Origin of the sequence: Micromonospora carbonacea, assembly GCF_014205165.1 — a bacterium.
GTDB lineage: Bacteria > Actinomycetota > Actinomycetes > Mycobacteriales > Micromonosporaceae > Micromonospora > Micromonospora carbonacea.
Genome location: NZ_JACHMZ010000001.1, coordinates 3,527,057 through 3,544,514, shown reverse-complemented (window position 1 = coordinate 3,544,514; position 17,458 = coordinate 3,527,057). Strand labels below are relative to the sequence as shown.

The 17,458-nt window shown below is 75.1% G+C and carries 12 protein-coding genes and 1 pseudogene; 8 read left to right on the top strand and 5 right to left on the bottom strand.

What is annotated here, in order from left to right; translation table 11 throughout:
* Window positions 1-58 precede the first annotated feature (58 nt).
* From HDA31_RS15200 to HDA31_RS15190, 3 genes are all read right to left on the bottom strand, one after another.
* Complete coding sequence (locus tag HDA31_RS15200; RefSeq protein WP_246384616.1) at window positions 59-826, bottom strand: methyltransferase domain-containing protein; 768 nt, start codon at window positions 824-826, stop codon at window positions 59-61.
* A complete protein-coding gene (locus HDA31_RS15195) occupies window positions 823-1,503 on the bottom strand; it encodes a hypothetical protein (protein WP_178064718.1) in 681 nt (226 codons plus the stop codon). The genes HDA31_RS15200 and HDA31_RS15195 overlap by 4 nt, the downstream gene beginning before the upstream one ends.
* Window positions 1,504-1,581: 78 nt before the next feature.
* Window positions 1,582-7,146 (bottom strand): pentapeptide repeat-containing protein, encoded by a 5,565-nt coding sequence (locus tag HDA31_RS15190; RefSeq protein ID WP_178064719.1) that lies wholly within the window; start codon window positions 7,144-7,146, stop codon window positions 1,582-1,584.
* A 239-nt stretch (window positions 7,147-7,385) separates the two neighbouring features.
* On the opposite strand from HDA31_RS15190, the gene HDA31_RS15185 reads away from it, so the two are divergent.
* Window positions 7,386-7,778, top strand: a complete 393-nt coding sequence (locus tag HDA31_RS15185) for a hypothetical protein (RefSeq protein ID WP_074476116.1) — start codon at window positions 7,386-7,388, stop codon at window positions 7,776-7,778.
* A gap of 53 nt (window positions 7,779-7,831) precedes the next feature.
* Here HDA31_RS15185 and HDA31_RS15180 read toward each other — a convergent pair whose 3' ends face one another.
* The gene (locus tag HDA31_RS15180; protein WP_074476115.1) at window positions 7,832-8,065 is read right to left on the bottom strand and encodes a hypothetical protein; all 234 of its coding nucleotides are present in this window, start codon (window positions 8,063-8,065) and stop codon (window positions 7,832-7,834) included.
* 172 nt (window positions 8,066-8,237) lie between these two features.
* On the opposite strand from HDA31_RS15180, the gene HDA31_RS15175 reads away from it, so the two are divergent.
* Window positions 8,238-8,720 carry a DUF7144 family membrane protein gene (locus HDA31_RS15175; protein ID WP_178064720.1) on the top strand — a complete coding sequence of 161 codons (483 nt, stop codon included), beginning with the start codon at window positions 8,238-8,240 and terminating at the stop codon, window positions 8,718-8,720.
* On the opposite strand, the gene HDA31_RS15170 is transcribed toward HDA31_RS15175, so the two are convergent.
* The gene (locus tag HDA31_RS15170; protein ID WP_178064721.1) at window positions 8,713-10,353 is read right to left on the bottom strand and encodes an alpha/beta fold hydrolase; all 1,641 of its coding nucleotides are present in this window, start codon (window positions 10,351-10,353) and stop codon (window positions 8,713-8,715) included. The genes HDA31_RS15175 and HDA31_RS15170 overlap by 8 nt on opposite strands.
* A 232-nt stretch (window positions 10,354-10,585) precedes the next feature.
* On the opposite strand from HDA31_RS15170, the gene HDA31_RS15165 reads away from it, so the two are divergent.
* From HDA31_RS15165 to HDA31_RS15145, 6 genes and pseudogenes are all read left to right on the top strand, one after another.
* Window positions 10,586-11,731, top strand: a complete 1,146-nt coding sequence (locus tag HDA31_RS15165) for a transporter substrate-binding domain-containing protein (RefSeq protein ID WP_178064722.1) — start codon at window positions 10,586-10,588, stop codon at window positions 11,729-11,731.
* Window positions 11,695-12,738: a hypothetical protein gene (locus tag HDA31_RS15160; RefSeq protein WP_178064723.1), complete on the top strand. Its 1,044-nt coding sequence runs from the start codon at window positions 11,695-11,697 to the stop codon at window positions 12,736-12,738. The genes HDA31_RS15165 and HDA31_RS15160 overlap by 37 nt, the downstream gene beginning before the upstream one ends.
* 152 nt (window positions 12,739-12,890) lie before the next feature.
* The gene (locus tag HDA31_RS15155; RefSeq protein WP_178064724.1) at window positions 12,891-14,516 is read left to right on the top strand and encodes a cellulose-binding domain-containing protein; all 1,626 of its coding nucleotides are present in this window, start codon (window positions 12,891-12,893) and stop codon (window positions 14,514-14,516) included.
* A gap of 159 nt (window positions 14,517-14,675) precedes the next feature.
* Window positions 14,676-15,749, top strand: a pseudogene (locus tag HDA31_RS15150) (PQQ-dependent sugar dehydrogenase); the annotation flags it as partial.
* Window positions 15,750-15,887: 138 nt separating this feature from the next.
* Window positions 15,888-16,211, top strand: a complete 324-nt coding sequence (locus HDA31_RS33345) for a cellulose binding domain-containing protein (protein WP_376701450.1) — start codon at window positions 15,888-15,890, stop codon at window positions 16,209-16,211.
* A gap of 51 nt (window positions 16,212-16,262) precedes the next feature.
* Complete coding sequence (locus HDA31_RS15145) at window positions 16,263-17,450, top strand: SMP-30/gluconolactonase/LRE family protein (RefSeq protein ID WP_221486621.1); 1,188 nt, start codon at window positions 16,263-16,265, stop codon at window positions 17,448-17,450.
* Window positions 17,451-17,458 lie beyond the last annotated feature (8 nt).

The following is a 17,458-nucleotide window of genomic DNA, read 5'->3' as shown; positions in this document are numbered from 1 at the left end:
TGGCGTCGACGACTGGCCCGAATGGCGGGCCGGGCCGTCGGGGCGGGGTGCCCGTGGCTCAGCCGTCGACGCCCGGCGGGCGGCGGGCGCTGGCGACGAGCGACCCGCCCAGGCCCGGGAACAGCCGGGCCAGCAGCCGGGACTGGAGCCACCGGCCCCGCCCGACGTGGACGCCGACGTAGTTCGACCGGATCGACACGTCGACGAAGCCGGCGGCCCGCAGCATCCGGCGCAGCATCTGCGCGGTGAACGGGCGGATGTGCAGGTGCAGGTACGGGTGCGTCGGATCGACCTGACGCGGCGACCGGCCGAGGAGGAACCGGACCCGGTCCTGGAGCGGGGCGAGGTTCGGCGTGCTCAGGACCAGCGCGCCGCCGGGGCGCAGCACCCGGGCGATCTCGGCCAGCAGGGCCCCCGGGTGGTACACGTGCTCGATCAGCTCGGCCGCGACGACCCCGGCCACCGACCGGTCCGCCAGCGGCAGCGGCCGGGTGACGTCCAGGCGGACCGGGTGGTGCCCACCGGCCGGCGCCCCCGCCAGCGCCGCCCAGGACAGGTCGGCGACCACGGTCGGCCGGCGCGGGCGGGGCAGGCCGTCGAAGATGCTCCGCGCCCCGGGCCCCAGCTCCAGCAGGGCCCCGGCCGGACCGCCGGACCCGTCGCCGCCGTCGGGACCCCCGAGCGCGTCCAGCAGCGCCGCGCCGACCAGGCGTCGGCGCACCGCGTGGTACGGGTCGTCGACGTACGCCAGGGTCGCCCGGCCGTCGTCGTAGCACCGGCTGTTGGCCTCCCGCGCCGCCTCCGCCGCGCGGCCCCCGCCGGTCACCGCCGGCCGGCCGGCGTCAACCGGTCGGCGTCCCTCGCCAGCCGGTCGAGGGCGGTCCGGGCCAGCGAGACCGTCTCGGCGCGGCCGTGCAGCCGCCGGGTCAGCCGGTGCGCGGGCGTGTCGAGGGCGCCGAGGGTGAGGTCCGGCTTCTCCGGATGGTGCAGCCCGAGCACGACGGTGGCGGCCGGCGCGCCGCCCACGACGGTGGACGCGTGGAAGTGCCCGGCGGCCAGCTCGTACGCGCTGCCGGCCGCCCAGTGCTCCGGCGCGCCGGCCGTGGCGTCCACGGTGCGCGTGGTCGGCACGAGCCGGTCGCCGCCCGCCGTGGTACGCGTGTCGAACACCCGGTACGTGCTGCCGGTCGCCACCGTCACGTGCTGGTTGCCCACCTGGCCGTAGAGGACGTGGCTGAGCAGGTCCCAGCTGTGGCAGTGGAACGGCGAGACGGAGAGCCGCACGGGTGTGCGGCGCTCGCCGAACAGGTGGACGCAGACGCCCCGCCGGCCGTCGCGCAGCACCGGCAGGCAGGCGAAACCCAGCGGGTGGCGTACCGCGGACAGCGTCGACTCGCCGTTGGCGATCGGATCCAGCCAGGTGGTCCGGACCAGCTCGGCGACCCGGTCGGGTGATCCGCTACGGATCGCCCGCTCCAGCGTCGCGTAGATCATGACGGTCATCTCCTGAGAATGAGAGGAAACGTGATTCACGTCCGGGCACGCGCGAACACCGGCGGTCCGGTCGAAGGAAGGTCGGGGTCAGTCCCGCAGGGGGACACCGGCCGGTATCCGGCCCACGTTGTCCAGATACGGATCGAGCTCACCGACGTCGAACCGGCACATCCCGGCCACGTGCCAGAAGTCGGCCGAGACCTCGCCCGCCGACTTGTGCCGCCCGTTCGGGGTGAACGCCACCCAGGAACGCTCGGTCAGGCCCAGCAGCGTGCACCGGTGGGCGGCCGTGCCGTCCGACGCCGGCTGCCACAGCCGCACGGTGCCGTCGGTGCTGCCGCTGGCCAACAGGCCACCGTCCGGGCTGAACGCCACCGACCAGATCCGGCGGGTGTGCCCCGTCAGCTCCTGCACCCGCTGGCCGGTCCGCGTGTCCCAGAGGTCGATGACCCCGTCGTCGCCGGCCGTGGCGAGAAGCCGGCCGTCCGGGTGGAAGGCCACCGTCCACAACTTGCGCCGCCCCGGCTGGAGCACCCGCAGCACGGCCTGCCCGTGCGGGTCCCACAGCACCGCCGTGCCGTCGGCGCTCGCCGAGGCGAGCATCCGCCCGTCCGGCCGGTAGGCCAGGGACACGATGCGGCCGCTGTGCGTCTTCGGCAGCACCCGCGCCTCGTCGGAGCCCGGGTCGTGCAGGCGGACCAGCTCGTCGTCGCAGCCGGTGGCCAGCGTCGCGCCGTCGGGGGAGTAGGCCAGGGCCCGGACCCGGCCCCGGAAGCCGCGCAGCCACCCGATCGTGCGCCCGGTCGTGCGGATCAGCAGCTGCACCGTGTGGTCGTCGTTGGCGACGGCGATGCGGTCCCCGGCCGGGTCGAACACCATGGCCCAGACCGCGTCGCTCGACACCTCGAGCTGCCGGCCCTCCGCGCCGGCCTCGGCGTCCCACAGGTAGACCCGCCCGTCGTTGCTGGCGGTGGCCAGCAGGTGGGGCTCCGCGCCGAAGGCCACCGAGACCAGCCGGTCCATCCGGTTGGACTCCAGCACCTGCCGGCACTCCCCGGCGACCGGGTCCCACAACCGGACCAGCCCGTCGTTGCTGCTGGTGGCCAGCAGCGATCCGTCCCGGTTGAAGGCCACGGCCCGCATCTGCCGGCCGTGGCCGCGCAGCACGGCCGCCGACTCGCCGCTGCCGGTGCTCCACACCTTCGTGGTGAAGTCGTTGCTGCTGCTGATCAGCCGGTCACCGTCCGGGCGGAACGTGATCGGCCACACCGAGGCGTAGTGGCGGTCCAGCTCGTGGCGCACCTCGCAGGTGGCGTCGTCCCAGATCCTGACCCACCCGTCGCTGTCGCCGGTGGCGAACATCGTGCCGCGCGGGCTGAACGCGACCCGGTACACGGCCCCGCTGTGCCGGCCCACCTCCCGGCCGACCGGCGGGCGGCCGCCCTCCGGCAGGTCCCAGCGTCGCACCGACCCGGTGACGTCGGCGCTGACGAGGTGCCGGCCGGAGGGGTGGAAGTCGAAGGTGTAGATCGGCCCCTCGTGCCCGGTCAGCCGGTGCAGCAGCCGGCCCGTCCTGGGGTCCCACAGCCGCAGGACGCCGTCCTCCGCGCCACCGGCCAGGAAGGTGCCGCCCGGGTCGTGCCGCAGCCAGTACGTCAGCCTGTCCTCCGCCTCCGCGCGCTGCCGCAGCAGGCCGGTGCGCAGGTCCCACAGCCGCACGACGCCGCCGTCGTCGCCGGTGGCCAGCGTCGAGCCGTCCGGGTTGAACGTGCCCGTCCACACCGGCGCCCGGTGCCCCGGCAGCTCCCACCGTAGTCGCCCGGTGGCGACCTCCCAGACCCGGACCACGCCGTCCTTGTCGCCGGTGGCCAGCAGCGTGCCGCTGCTGTCGAACAGCAGCGGCCACACCCACTCCCGGTGCCCGGACAGCACGTGCCGGCACTCGCCGGTCGTGGCGTCCCAGAGGCGGACGAGGCCGTCCTGGGCGCCGGTGGCCAGCAGCGGCTCGGTGGGGCTGAAGTTCACCGAGTACGTCCGCCACTCGTGGCCGGTCAGTGTGCGCAGCGGCCGGTTGTCCCGGGCGTCGCAGATCAGCACCGAGCCGTCCTCGCAGCCGATCGCCAGCAGCGCGCCCTCGGCGTCGTAGCCGACCGGGCGCGGCAGCCGGCCCTCCTCGAAGCCGAACAGGACGCCCAGCGCGACCGGCCGGACCGCCGTGGTCAGCGGGCTGCCGGGCAGCACCACCGCGCCCCGGCGGCGCAGCCCGTCGAGCGCCGCCGGGGCGGCCGTCGCCGACACCACCGCCGCCCTCCGCCACCGCACGTCGGTCAGCACCGCGTCGGACAGGTCGGTGGTGAGGATCCGCGCGTCGGTCAGGTCGACCCCGGTCAGGTCGGCCCGGGCCAGGCTGCTGCCGACGATCCGGGCCCCGGACAGGTCCGCGCCCCGCAGGTCGGCCCCGGACAGGTCGCTGTCCTCGATGGCGACGCCGGCCAGCCGGGCCCCGCGCAGGGTGGCACCGGCGAGCACCATGTCCGCCAGCCGGGCCCCGGTCAGGTCCGCGTCGGTGAGGTCCGCCGCCGGCCACGACCGCTCGGTCAGGTGCAGCCCGCTGAGCAGGGCCGAGCGCAGGTTGAGCCCGGGGGAGGTGCTGAACCGGGCGATGATCCGCCCCGCGTTCGTCCGGGCGGCGGGGGTGGCGTCGGGGTCGTCCAGCACCCCCTGCGCCCAGCGCCGGCAGACCGACGGCTCGGCCAGGTCGCACAGGAAGTCGATGGTGAGCTGGGACAGCGGGTGGGCGTGCAACCGGCCGGTGTGCTCGCGGCCGGTGGCGGAGAGGTCGTCGGCCAGGTGCCGGGCGACCAGCCACTCCGTGACGGATTCGTGGATGAAGCTGAACACCCCGTCGTCGGTGCGGATGAGCAGGCTGCCGGCGCCGATGGCATGGGTGATCTGCTCGGCGGACAGGTGCCGGCCGGCGAGATCGGTCAGCGTGCCGGCCAGGTCCTGGATCTCCTCGACCCGCATCAGCGCCTCGCCGCGTTCCCACAGCCGCAGCGCCAGCGCGGTGACCGCCGCGAACAGGTCCCCGGCGGCGAGGCCGACCGGCACCCCCCGGATGTCCTGCGTCCGGTCGCCCTCGTAGCCGAGCCAGGCGTCGATGATCTCCTCGTACAGGCGGGCCGGGCTGATCGTGCCGCTCGCCGCCGACACCGCGCGCAGCCGGTCCGTGGGCAGGTCGGCGATGAAGCCCAGCATCCGTGGGTTGGTGGCCAGCGGCATCAACCCGGGAATGCTCGCCAGGAGGTCGAGCCGCCGGTCGACCTCCTCGACCTGCCCACCGAAGCGCTGGACCAGCAGGGCGCGGATCTGCGTGGCGGACAGGTGCGACAGGCTCAGCACGCGGCGCTGGGGCAGGCTGCCGATCCGTGCCTCCATCGCGGTGGCGACCTGCGAGTGCGCGGCGAAGTGTTGGGTCCGGCTGGCAACGATGATCTTGGCCTGCCCGCGGGCGGCGGCGAGCAGCGTGCCGAGGTGGTCCGCCGCCCGGGCGTAGGTGGCCCGGGCCACCAGCTCGTCGAAGCCGTCGAAGATCAGCACGATCCGGCCGTGCTCCAGCATGTACCGGAAGGCGGGCAGGTCGATCTTGTCGTGGCCGTGGTTGGCCAGGTGCGCCGCGACGTGCCCCTCCAGCGTGTTGGCCTTGTCCGAGGCCCGCAGGTCGATCAGGACCGGCAGCACGTGCGGCAGCTCGGTGCCGATGCGCCGGGTCAGCTCCCGCAGCGCGAAGGTCTTGCCACGCCCGAAGTCGCCCAGCAGCAGGACGAACCGGCCCTCGTCGCCGCCCACCAGCTCCAGCAGCTCCCCGACCAGGTCCTCGCGGGTCTCGTCGCCGTCGACGCGCGGGCGGGCCGCGGCGTGGGTCTTGTCGACGAACCGCTGCGGGACGTAGCCCTGCGCGGGATAGCGGGGGTCGGCCAGCAGTGCCTCGGACTGCGTCCGCAGGTAGCCGGTGAGGTCGAGCAGCCCCTGGAACTGGCGGAAGCTGCGCAGCCGCACCTTGCGTCGGCGGGCGTAGTCGCGCAGCGCCCGCGCTGGCTCCTCGCCCTGGTAGACGAGTTCCGACTCGACGTCGGGGTCGGCGCCGTGCACCTGCTCCAGGAAGGTGTCCACGTCGTGCTCGTCGACCGTGCGCACGCAGGCGCCGATGCGCAGCTGCCGCGCCCGCCCGCCGTCGGCGTAGGTCACCCGCAGGTAGGGGAACGCGCCCTTGATGCGGTGCACCACCGCGCCCGGGTGCCGGGCCACGCACACGTCGGCGATCTGGTCCAGCAGCAGACGCCGCGAGTCGAGCTGATCCCAGTCCGAGCCGGCGGGCCTCCAGCCGTCCCCGGAGCGCGCCACGACCCGGTGGGCCGACGACACCGGGAAGGTGTTCTCCGCCGCCCGCCAGACGACCGGCGTCGGCGGCGACCACCGGGGCCGCTCGACCACGTCGGCGGTCTCGCCCAGCCAGCGGGCCTGCTCCCGGTCGAACCGGCGGCTGAGCCGGACCAGGCCGTCCTCGGTCAACCGCAGCAGCTGGTAGCGGCTGGCCGCCTCCGGGCTCGGGAGGGGGCCCAGCCCGTAGGTCGGCAGCCCGCCGGCCAACTGGCCGCCGGTGGGGGCCTTCTCGTCGCCGTTGCCGTGCAGCAGGAGGTTCAGCCGGTGGCCCAGGGCCCCGTCGAGCAGCTCGGCGTCGGCGAGCCGCTCGTGGGCCGGCTCGGAGCGGCCGTGCGGATCATGGTGCACGACGCCGATCCGCAGCCAACCCCGCTCCTCGTACGTGGCCAACGACTCGGCCACGTGCCGCGCCTGCTCCGCGCCGATGCGGCCTGGCCGGGGGCCGGCCCCGGCGCCCGGCTCGGCGTCGATCGTGGAGTTGAGCCCGGCGACCACCACCCGCAGGTCGGGCAGCTCGAACAGGCTCCACGGGTGCTCCTTCTGCATCCGCGCCTGCTGGCGGTCCTCCGGCCAGGCGTCGAACAGGGTGGCGAAGTGCCGCCAGTTGTGCCAGTAGGGCTTGACCGGGGCGACGTCGTCGGCCTCGCACTGCGCCAGGTACGCCCGCGCCGCCGCCTCGTTCACGTCGCGTTCTCCCGGCACGACCGCGATCCGGCCGAAGCCGATGCCGAGGTGCTCGGCGAGCCCTTCCAGGAAGGACTTGACCAGGTCGAACTCCCGGGGTCGGCCGGTGACCGCCAGGTCGCCGCTGACCACGACGAGGTCCGGGCGGGCGCCCGGAAGGCTGCGGGCGAGCAGGTCCAGGTCCGCGCACAACGCCGCGAGGACCTCCTCGTGGGCGCCCGCCGGCACCGGTGCGCCGAACGCCTGCCCCGGCGCGAACCGCAGGTGGGACAGGTGGAGCACGGTGACCGCGGTGTCGGCGGTGAGCTGGTCGAAGGTGACCCCGAGCGCCGTCGCCAGCAGGTGCAGCTCCTCCACGTCGATCCCCCGCAGGCCCGCCTCGATCTTGGCGATCGCGCTGCGGGACAGCGAGGACGTGCCGAGCTGCTCGCACTGCTCGGCGAGCTGGCGGGCGGACCAGCCGCGTTCGTCGCGCAGACGGCGGATGCGGGCAGCGATGATCTTCGTCAGTTCCGGCCTGGCCATGACGCCGACACCTCCTCGGAGGGGGTGTCTCCACTGTACGCGGTGTTGCTCCATGAGGGAGCAGGCACCCGGCTGGTTTCTGGCAGATACCCTCGGACGGGTGACGGCGATGTCGGGTGTCACGCAGGACGACACGCGAACGTACGCTCGCAGTCACGTTGTGCGACAGTCGTGGTCGTCGTAGCCTGGACATGTTGCTCCCCCACAGAACAACCTCCGATCCCCCGGGAGGGGGCACAGTGAGCGCCCCGGCGACGAACAACAACGATCGGACACCGCGCGGCCGGAGCGCCGTCGGGCGCGGGAAGCCGAGCCCCTACGACAGCAAGCCCCCCAGGACCGAGCTGGAGTTCCGCGACCACCACCTGCGCCGGGCGACCGACGACGAGACGACGAACCAGCTCTACATCCGGCTGCGCTGGCACCAGGCGTTGATGTTCCTCGTCTACGCCGGCGCGGCCCTGCTGCCGATCGTCGTGGTCATCTCGATGGCCAAGTGGGCCGGACTACAGGCCGACCAGATCATGCAGCTCGCCCTCGTCGCCAGCGGCGGCGCGGGGGCCGGGGCCGCCGTCGGCTGGCTGGTCCGGCGGCGCGGCGGCGGGACGCCCACCGACGGCCGCGCGCCCTGACCCGGCCCGGGCCCGCCGCCCGGCGCGAGGTGGAGGCGCTGCCCTGCGGGGCGTCAGTCGGCCGAGGACCGGCCGTTCCCGCGCGCGGCGAACCGGCTGAGCAACGGCACGACGACGAGGCCGCCGACGGACGCGACGAGCGCCGTGACCACGCAGGCGGTCACGAACGAGTTCCCGGCCCAGAGACGGCTGCCCCACACCCCGACCGCCATCGCGACCGAGGCGGTCACGCTGATCCCGGCCAGGACGACGACCGGCCGCGCGCGGCTGACGCTCCGTTGTGCCACACGACGACAATACGCCCGCCAGCGCCCCGCCAAATAGGGCCTTTCTGCCCGCCTTCGACGACGGACCTGGCATCCTCGGCAACGGGGCGGCTCGCCCTGCCGGCGGCAGGGCGACGGGGGCCACGACGGCCGCGCCACCGGGCGCGGCCGGGACGCACCACGCTGGAGCGGCATGCGAGGACAGCAAGCGGAGCCGAACGGACCCGCTCCGCGCCGGGCCGGTGGCCCGGACAGCGGGGCCGGGCCGGACGACCGGCGCAGCGGCCGGCTCGTCGCCGGGCTGCTCCTCGGCGTGGCCGGCGCCATCGACGCGTCGGTCGGGGCGAGCGTCGTGCGGGTGGACCCGTACGTGGTGGTCGACGAGGGGTTCCGGCGGCTCGACGTCACGGGGTGGGCGTGGCTCCAGCTCGCGGCGGGGCTGGCGACGGTCGCGGCGGCCCTGGCGTTGACCGTGAACCGGCGGGCCACCGTCCTCGCGGCGGCCGGCGCGGGCTCGTTCGACATCCTGCTCACCGTGCTGCTCTTGCCCTACCATCCGGTCGAGCGGGCGCTGTCGGCGCTGCTCGCCGCCGTGGCGGTATGCCTGCTCGCCGGGTGCCTGCGGGCGGCGGGCCGCCGGCGGCCCGCCGCGCCGGGCGGGCGGGGGATCAGCTGACCGGCGCGCAGAGCTGCGACTTCAGGAACGGCTTCGTGCCCGGCGGGACCTGGCTTCGCCAGGCCGGGTTCAGGGTGACCGTCAGGGGCGGCGCCTGCCAGGCCGCCCCGAGGCGCTGGAACACGCCGTACTCGGCGCGTGGCTTGTCGAGGTTCCGGCCGGAGAGGAAGTCGATCATCTCGTCGGCGACGGCCCGGCGGCCGAGGAACCCCGCGTGGAAGGCGGGCACCTCGACGACCGGGATCCTGGTGAACGGCCCCGGCGGGGCCTCCACGGAGCTGACGGTCGGCAGGAAGGCGATCATCCGCACCCCGGGGACGGGGCACATCGTCTGGTAGCGGTAGAAGGGCGCGTTGTCGATGAGGGAGCGGACGAAGGGCTCGTCGGGGTTGCTGGTGCCGTTGCCGAGGCGGTTGGCGAGTCCGAACATGGCGCGCAGCACCCAGCCGGTGCCGACTCCCCAGCCGCCGGCGGCCTCCGCCGGCGGATAGTACGCCCGCCCGGAGCGGACCAGCGGGCTGAACATGAGCAGCGCGCGCACCGGCGAGTCCGGCCGGTCGCGCAGGTAGGTCCGCGCCACCATGGCCCCCTCGCTCTCCCCGAGCAGCGCCACCGGCCGACCGGTGAGCCGGTGCAGCGCGTCGACCTGGACGGCCAGGAGCTCCGAGCTGGTCGCCAGCGACTGGTGGGTGGCCAACGCCGCGTAGGGCAACGGCCGGCCCCGGGCGTCCACCCCGGCGTAGGAGTAGCGCCACACCCGGGGGTCCGCGGCCGGCCGGCCGTCATAGGTGCTGTCGTGCCCGGCGAGCAGGAGCACCGCGTACGGGACGGACGCCGCGAGCGGCTGCGAGAACAGCGGCGGGCCGAACGTGTCCCGCATGCCGCTGCGCGGCACCGCGAGGATCTGCATGACCAGCGGCACGGCCAGCGCCAGCACCACCACGACCGGCACCGCCGGCAGCCGTGGCAACCGCACGTGGGCGGGCCGCAGGGCCGCGCGCACCGTCTGGTGCCAGAGCAGCCCGTTGCACACCCCCGCGCCCAGCGCGGCCAGCGGCGTCCAGCCCGGGGCGGCGCTCCAGACCAGGCCGCCGGCCACGGAGAGCAGCACCAGGTCCAGCAGCGACCAGCCGAACAGCTCCGCGGACGGCAGGCCCCGCCACCCGTGGGGGACGACGGCCATCCGTTGCAGGAAGGGGGCGAGCAGGATCATCGGGCCGAGCGAGACGAACAGGTACCAGGACAGGGCCACCGCCGACGCCGCGACCGACAGCGCGGCGAAGGGCGTGACGATGGCGGCGGTGAGCGTGGCCACCCCGAGGTTGCGCCGGACCAGCGCGCCGGTGGGTGGGCGGGGCGCCTGCGCCGGCCAGGAGAGCAGGACCAGCAGCGCGGACAGGGCGCCCCGGAGCACGATCGCCGCCACCAGGCCGAGGCCGAAGGTCGGCCACGAGTCGTGGTAGACGAACAGCCACCGCAGGTCGTGGTAGGTGTCGTACGGCCAGACCGCCGTGACCTGCGGCGCGAGCGCCTGCGGCGAGACGAAGTCGAGCCACGTCAGGATCGTGGCCTCGACCAGCGGGAGGCCCCCGGCCACGGCGAGCAGCGCCGGCAGGCGACGGGATCGTGGCACGGGATCCTGCTCCTCTCGCCGGGTGGCCAGGACCGACCCTCTCGGCACCGACTCTCTCGCGATCGCCGCCGCCGCCGGGGCGATACCGCCGAATCGGGGCCCGCCCGGCGGGCCGGCGGCCGGCCTGTCCGGTATCCGGCCGGTCGGCGGGCGGATGGCGGCTCGCCGTGACCCGGGCGGTGGCTCACAATGGAGGGCCGGTCACGTGGCCGTGTGGCGGGGGAGGATGCAGTTGAGTCAGGCAAGCGAGCCGGGCCCGGCCCGGCCGGCCACGGCGGGGGACGCCCCGCCGCGCGCCACGCGGGTCCGGCAGGCCCGGCTGGTGGGGCTCGCGGTCACGCTGGCCGTCCTCGCGGCGGCCCTGATCCCGATCGTGCTCGCGTTCGGCCCGCCGACCCGCGACGAGCTGTTGGAGCAGGCCGGGATGAAGGGCAGGCAGCAGCTCCTCATCGGGGTGAAGGACGACCAGCCCGGCATCTCCCAGCGGTTCCCGAACAACGTGTGGAAGGGCTTCGACGTCGACATCGCCTACATGATCGCCGGCTACCTCGGCTTCGACCGGTCCCAGGTGCGGTTCCTGCCGATCGAGAGCGAGGACCGGGCCCGCCGCCAGGCCCGCGACGGAGACGGGTTCGTCACCGTCGACCTGGTGATCGCCTCCTACAGCATCACCAAGCAGCGGGAGGAGGAGGGCGCGGTCTTCTCCGCCCCCTACCTCTACACGGAGCAGTCGGTGATCACCCTGGACAGCGTCGGCGACGCGGAGCAGGTGAGCAGCCTGGAGGACCTGGGCGGCCGGACGGTCTGCACGCTGACCACCTCGACCTCCGCCCAGCGACTGCGGGAGGCCGGTGCCAAGCCGATCGGCCGCAACCGGATCAGCGACTGCGTCCAACTGCTCTACGACGGCAAGGTGTACGCGGTCACCACCGACGCCGCGATCCTCGCCGGCTTCGTCACCGGCGACCGGCCCGACGACGACGGTCAGCGCTTCCCGGCCGAGCTGCGGGGCGCCAAGCCGCTGCGGCACTGGGACATCGGCTCCTCGGCGCAGGAGAAGTGGGGCGTCAACACCGGCCCCAACGAGGCGCTGCGGGACCTGGTCGACCTCGCCCTCTACGCGTCGGCCGAGGACGAGGAGAACTCGACCTGGGAGAACGCGTACGACGCGAACCTGCGCTGGCAGCAGCGGTACAACCTCCCGCAGTCCGTCGCGGAACAGCGGCAGCCCGAGCCGAGGAAGGTGGAGGTACGGCAGTGGCCGTGGGAGAGGATCGCGCTACCGGCCCCGGCGCACCCCGGATCGCCGCCGGCCCCGGCAAGTCGGGGCGGCCGCGCCGCATGGCGGGGGCGCGGCAGGCGCAGCAGTGGCTGCTGACGCTCCTGCCCGCGTTCCCCGTCCTGCTCCTGGTGCTGCGGTTGTGGCAGCTCAGCCGGCAGGACATGTCCACCATGCTGCTGCTGGTGCAGTACGTCAGCCCGCTCGGCCTGCTCAGCGCGCTGCTGATCGCGCTGGTCTGGGCCTTTCCCCTGGTGGTGCTCACGTTCGGCGTGCTCGGTCGGCTGCTGCGGCTCAGCGCCCCTGACCGGTTCGACCCGGAGCGGTCGCTGTTGGCCTCCGGGACGGCGCGCACCCCGGGCTGGGTGCTCACCGGCGCCGTCGCGCTGGGGGCGCTGACGTGGCAGTTGCGCTTCCTGCCGACGCTGCTGATGCTGGGGCTCTGGCTGCTCGCGCTGCGCACCCGCTACCTGCACCCGGACCAGCCGACCCGGATCCTGCTGGTGAGTGTGGCGCTGCCGCTGGCGGCGGCCGTGCTGGCGTACACCGCGCTGGGCCCGGCGATCTGGTCGGCCCTGCGGCAGGACGAGCTGGCCACGGCCGCGCTGCTGGCGGTGCCGCCCGCCGCCGCGGTGCTGCTCACCGGCCCGATCCCCGGCTGGAGCGCCCCGGTGCTGACGCACGGGCTGGCGTACGCGGTCGCCGCCGTGCTGCCGCTGGTGATGGGGGCGGTCTTCCTCCGGGTCCCGGTGCTGCCGACCGCCGCGGTCGAGCTGGCCCCGGCGGGGGCGGCCGACGCCGAGGCGGGCACCGGCGCGGATCCGACGCCGGCCGACCGGACGGGGCCGGAGGTGGTGCTCGGCGCGCTCATCACGGTCACCGACACGTCGACGATCGTGCTGGACCGGGCGGCCGGGGTGCGGTTCCTGCCGAACGGCCGGGTCCGGTCGCAGGTGCTCTGCCCGGAGGCGGCGCGGGTGCCGTACAGCGTGGTGGCGGTGCACGGCTGGCCGGTGGAGGAGACGGTCCTGGACTGGATGATGCCCCGGCGGCCGGTCGCCGACCCGGACGTCCGCTGCGACGGCCGGCTCCCCGCCGCGCGGTGACCTGCCGGCTCGGCCGATTGACGGGATAGGCGGGCGTCTCTACGCTGGGTAAGCGCTTTCCTGTGACGCGTCCCGCCTGCGCACCGGCCGGGCACCGGTGTCGGCAACCCCGTGCGCGGGGTCTGACCCACCCGTGAAGGAGCACCAAGAACATGAACAGCAGAGAGCGCCGCAGGGCGCTGTGGGTCTCGACGGCCGCGGCGGCGACGCTCGCCGCCGCCGGCGTCGTGGTGACCGCCGGGACGGCCCGGGCCGCGGTCGGCTGCCGGGTCGCCTACTCGATCGCCGCGCAGTGGGGCGGCGGCTTCACCGCGAACGTCGACCTCACCAACTCCGGCGACCCGCTGACCTCGTGGACGGTCACCTGGTCGTTCGCCGCCGGGCAGACGGTCACCCAGGGTTGGAGCGCCAACTTCAGCCAGAGCGGCAGCACCGTGCAGGCGTCGAACGTGAGCTACAACGGCAGCCTGGCGACCAACGCCACCGCGTCGTTCGGGTTCAACGGCACCTGGAACGACAGCAGCAACCCCGTGCCGGCGAGCTTCGCGGTCAACGGGGTGACCTGCACCGGCGGCGTCACCCCGACCACGCCGCCGCCCGCCACCACCGCTCCGCCGACGACCCCGCCGCCCACCACCCCGCCCCCGACCACGCCGCCGCCCACGACCCCGCCGCCCGCGACGCCGCCCGCCGGCGGCGCGGTGTACGCCTCGCCGCAGGGCACCGACGGCGCGGCCGGCACCCAGGCCAACCCCACCACGATCACCTCGGCGATCACCCGGGTCGCCGCAGGCGGGACGATCTACCTGCGCGGCGGCACCTACCAGCTCGCCAGGACGGTCACGGTCGCGCCGGGCAACAACGGCACCTCCAGCGCCCGCAAGAAGCTGATCGCCTACCCGGGCGAGACCCCGGTGCTGAACTTCTCGGCGATGAGCGAGGACCCGGCCAACCGGGGCCTGGCGTTGAACGGGTCCTACTGGCACGTCCAGGGCGTCGTCGTCGAGCGCGCCGGGGACAACGGCATCTTCGTCGGCGGCAGCAACAACATCATCGAGCGGACGGTCACCCGCTTCAACCGCGACAGCGGCCTGCAGATCTCGCGGATCGCCTCCGACACCCCCCGCGACCAGTGGCCGGCCAACAACCTCGTCCTGAGCGCGGAGTCGCACGACAACCGTGACTCCGACGGCGAGGACGCCGACGGGTTCGCGGCCAAGCTGACCGTCGGGAGCGGCAACGTCTTCCGCTACGCCGTGTCCCACAACAACATCGACGACGGCTGGGACCTCTACACCAAGAGCGACACGGGGGCGATCGGCCCGGTGACCATCGAGGACTCCCTCGCCTACGACAACGGCACCCTCAGCGACGGCAGCCAGGCGGGCAGCGGCGACCGCAACGGCTTCAAGCTCGGCGGCGAGGACATCGCCGTCAACCACACCGTGCGCCGCACCATCGCCTTCCGCAACGGCAAGCACGGGTTCACCTACAACCGCAACCCGGGCTCGATGTCGATCTCGAACAACATCAGCATCGACAACACCGAGCGCAACTTCTCGTTCGACGCGGGCACCTCGGTGTTCCGCAGCAACACCTCGTGCCGCAGCGGCAGCGGGTCCAACGACAAGACCGTCGGCAACGTCGACAGCTCGAACCAGTTCTGGACCGGCTCGAACGGCTCCCGGTGCGCCACCTACTCCGGTGCCCTGAAGTGGTCGTTCGCCTCCGACGGCCGGCTCGTCGTGACCCTCGGCGGCCGTACCGTCACCTTCTGACCGGCCCCGTCGCCCGGCGGGCCGGGCCGGCGCGTGGCCGCACCGGCCCGGCCCGCCCCGGCCCGCGTCGCCGAGCTGTCGGATCCCCCGCCGGCCGGATATATTGACGTCTATGGTTGGCTGGCTGCTTTGGAGGGGTGTGCCGTGAGAGCCCGGTCGATGATGGTGGCGGCGGTCGTGGCGGGCCTCGCGGTGAGCGGCGTCGGCGCGGCGGCCCTCGCCGACCCGCCGTCGGCCGCCGGCCCCCGCCCGGCGGCGGGCGTCGCCCTCGCCGTCGGCGACTTCGACCTCAGCCGCCCCCAGGTCGCCGCCAGCGGCCTGACGGTGCCCTGGGGGATGGACTTCCTGCCCGATGGCAGCGCCCTGGTGACGCTGCGCAACTCCGCCCAGGTGCTGCGGGTGCGGCCCGGCCAGCCGACCGAGGCGGTGGCCCAGATCTCCGGCGTGACCCCGGTCGGCGAGGGCGGCCTGCTCGGCCTCGCCGTCTCGCCGACCTACGCCCAGGACGGCTACGTCTACGTCTACCTCACCACCGCCACGGACAACCGGATCGTCCGGTTCCGGCTCGCCGACCCGCAGACCCAGACGCCGATCCTCACCGGCCTGGCCCGGGCCAGCACCCACGACGGCGGACGCATCGCCTTCGGCCCGGACGGCCTGCTCTACGCCGGCGTCGGCGACGCGGGGCAGACCGCCAACGCGCAGAACCCGGCCAGCCGCAACGGCAAGATCCTGCGGATGCGGCCCGACGGGTCGGTCCCGCCCGACAACCCGTTCCCCGGGTCGCTGGTCTACAGCCTCGGCCACCGCAACGTGCAGGGCCTGGCCTGGGACGCCCAGGGCCGGCTCTACGCCAGCGAGTTCGGGCAGAACACCTGGGACGAGGTCAACGTCATCGTCGCCGGTGGCAACTACGGCTGGCCGACGGTGGAGGGCCGGGGCAACGACCCCCGCTTCCGCGACCCGCTGCTGGTCTGGACGACCGCCGAGGCGTCCCCGAGCGGCGCGACGATCGCCGGCAGCCGGCTCTTCGTCGCCGCGCTGCGCGGGACCCGGCTGTGGAACGTGCCGCTCGACGGCGCCGGCGGCGCGGGCACCCCCGTCGCCGAGCTGGTCGGCACCTACGGGCGGCTGCGCACGGTCGAGTACGGCCCGGACGGGTGGCTCTGGGTCGCCACCAGCAACCGCGACGGGCGCGGCTCGCCGACCGCGACCGACGACCGGATCCTGCGCTTCCCGCCGCGCGACGCCACGCCCCCGCCGACCACGACGCCCCCGCCGACCACCGCCCCGCCGACCACCCCGCCCACGACGCCCCCGCCGACCACCGCCCCGCCGACCACCCCGCCCACGACGCCCCCGCCGACCGGGGTGCCGGCGACCTGCCTGGTCACCTGGACCCCCAACCAGTGGACCGGCGGGTTCACGGCGGAGGTGCGGGTCACCAACCGGGGGCCGGCGCTGAACGGGTGGGCGTTGACCTGGTCGTTCGCCGCCGGTCAGCGGGTCACCAACGCCTGGAACGCGCAGGTCACCCAGTCCGGGGCCGCCGTCACCGCCCGCAACGTCGACTGGAACGCCAGCCTGCCGCAGGGCGCCACGGCGAGCTTCGGCTTCCAGGCCAGCTCCGGCGCGAGCAATCCGCGCCCCGCCGACTTCGCGCTCAACGGGGCCGCGTGCCAGGTGGGTCAGTAGGCGGCGGCACCGGGATTCCCCGATGGACGGTGCGGCCGCGATGATGCGGGGGTGACCAGACCTGGATCGGCCCGGCACCCCCGGTGGCGGTGGCCGGCGGCCGCAGCCGCGGCGGCCGTCGTCATCGCCCCCGTCGTCGCGGTCGCCCCCGCTGTCGCGGCGGCCCCCGGCGTCGCGGTGGCCCGACCCGGCGCCGCGCCCGCCCCGCCGGCAGGGCGGCCGGTGTGCGACATCCGCGACGACCGGTTGACCGAGATCTCCGGGCTGGCCGCCACCGACGACGGGTTCGTCGCGGTCAACGACGGCGCCGACGAGGAGTCCCGCCGCCGGATCTTCTTCCTCGACGCCCGCTGCCGGGTGGTGCGGGCGGTGCGCTACCCGTCGCGCCCCCGCGACACCGAGGACCTGGCCGTGGGCGCGGACGGCACGATCTGGGTCGCCGACATCGGCGACAACGACCGGGCCCGCCGCACCGTCGCCCTGTGGCGGCTGTCGCCCGGCGCGGCCCGTCCGGTGCTGCACCGGATGACGTACCCGGACGGGGCCCACGACGCGGAGGCCCTCCTGGTCGACGACGGCGGGCGGCCCGTGGTCGTGACGAAACAGGGCGGCAGCGCGGGCCTGTACCGCCCGGCCGCGCCGCTGCGGGCGGGCGGGACAGTGCCGCTGGCCCGGGTGGGACAGGTGCGACTCCCGTCCACCACGACCCGCAACCCGTACTCCTTCCTGGGGCGGCGGGTGGTCACGGGCGGGGCGAGCGCGCCCGACGGGCGGCGGGTGGTGCTGCGCACCTACGCCGACGCCTTCGAGTTCGACGTCCCCGACGGTGATCTCGTCGCGGCCCTCACCACCGGCCGGCCGAGGAGCATCGCGCTGCCGGACGAGCCGCAGGGGGAGTCGGTCAGCTACAGCCGCGACGGCCGGTCCCTGCTGACGGTCTCGGAGACGGCGGGCCAGCCCCCCGGGACGCGGCCGAGGATCCTGCGCTACGCCCTGCCCGCCGGGCCGACCCCGTCCGCGCGCCCCGGCGTTGCGGGGCCGACCGGCCGCGCCGCCGCTCCGGGCGCAGCCGACCGGACCGGCGCGCGCGGCGACCGTGCCGCCGCCGGGCGCGACCTGCCGGGCCGGGCCGGGCGCGACGGCGCGTCCCTCGTGGTGGGCGGCGTCGCGGTGGCGCTGGCGCTGGCCGCCCTGGCGTTGGCCGGCGCGCGGGCCGCCCGCCCGCGCGGCGGGCGATAGCCGCCCCC

What these genes read in the sequence shown, in the direction of transcription:
- HDA31_RS15195 (WP_178064718.1), bottom strand. Translation starts at nt 1,503, where the DNA reads ATGACCGTCATGATCTACGCGACGCTGGAGCGGGCGATCCGTAGCGGA.
- HDA31_RS15190 (WP_178064719.1), bottom strand. Translation starts at nt 7,146, where the DNA reads ATGGCCAGGCCGGAACTGACGAAGATCATCGCTGCCCGCATCCGCCGT.
- HDA31_RS15175 (WP_178064720.1), top strand. Translation starts at nt 8,238, where the DNA reads ATGCGAGGACAGCAAGCGGAGCCGAACGGACCCGCTCCGCGCCGGGCC.
- HDA31_RS15160 (WP_178064723.1), top strand. Translation starts at nt 11,695, where the DNA reads ATGGCGGGGGCGCGGCAGGCGCAGCAGTGGCTGCTGACGCTCCTGCCC.
- HDA31_RS15155 (WP_178064724.1), top strand. Translation starts at nt 12,891, where the DNA reads ATGAACAGCAGAGAGCGCCGCAGGGCGCTGTGGGTCTCGACGGCCGCG.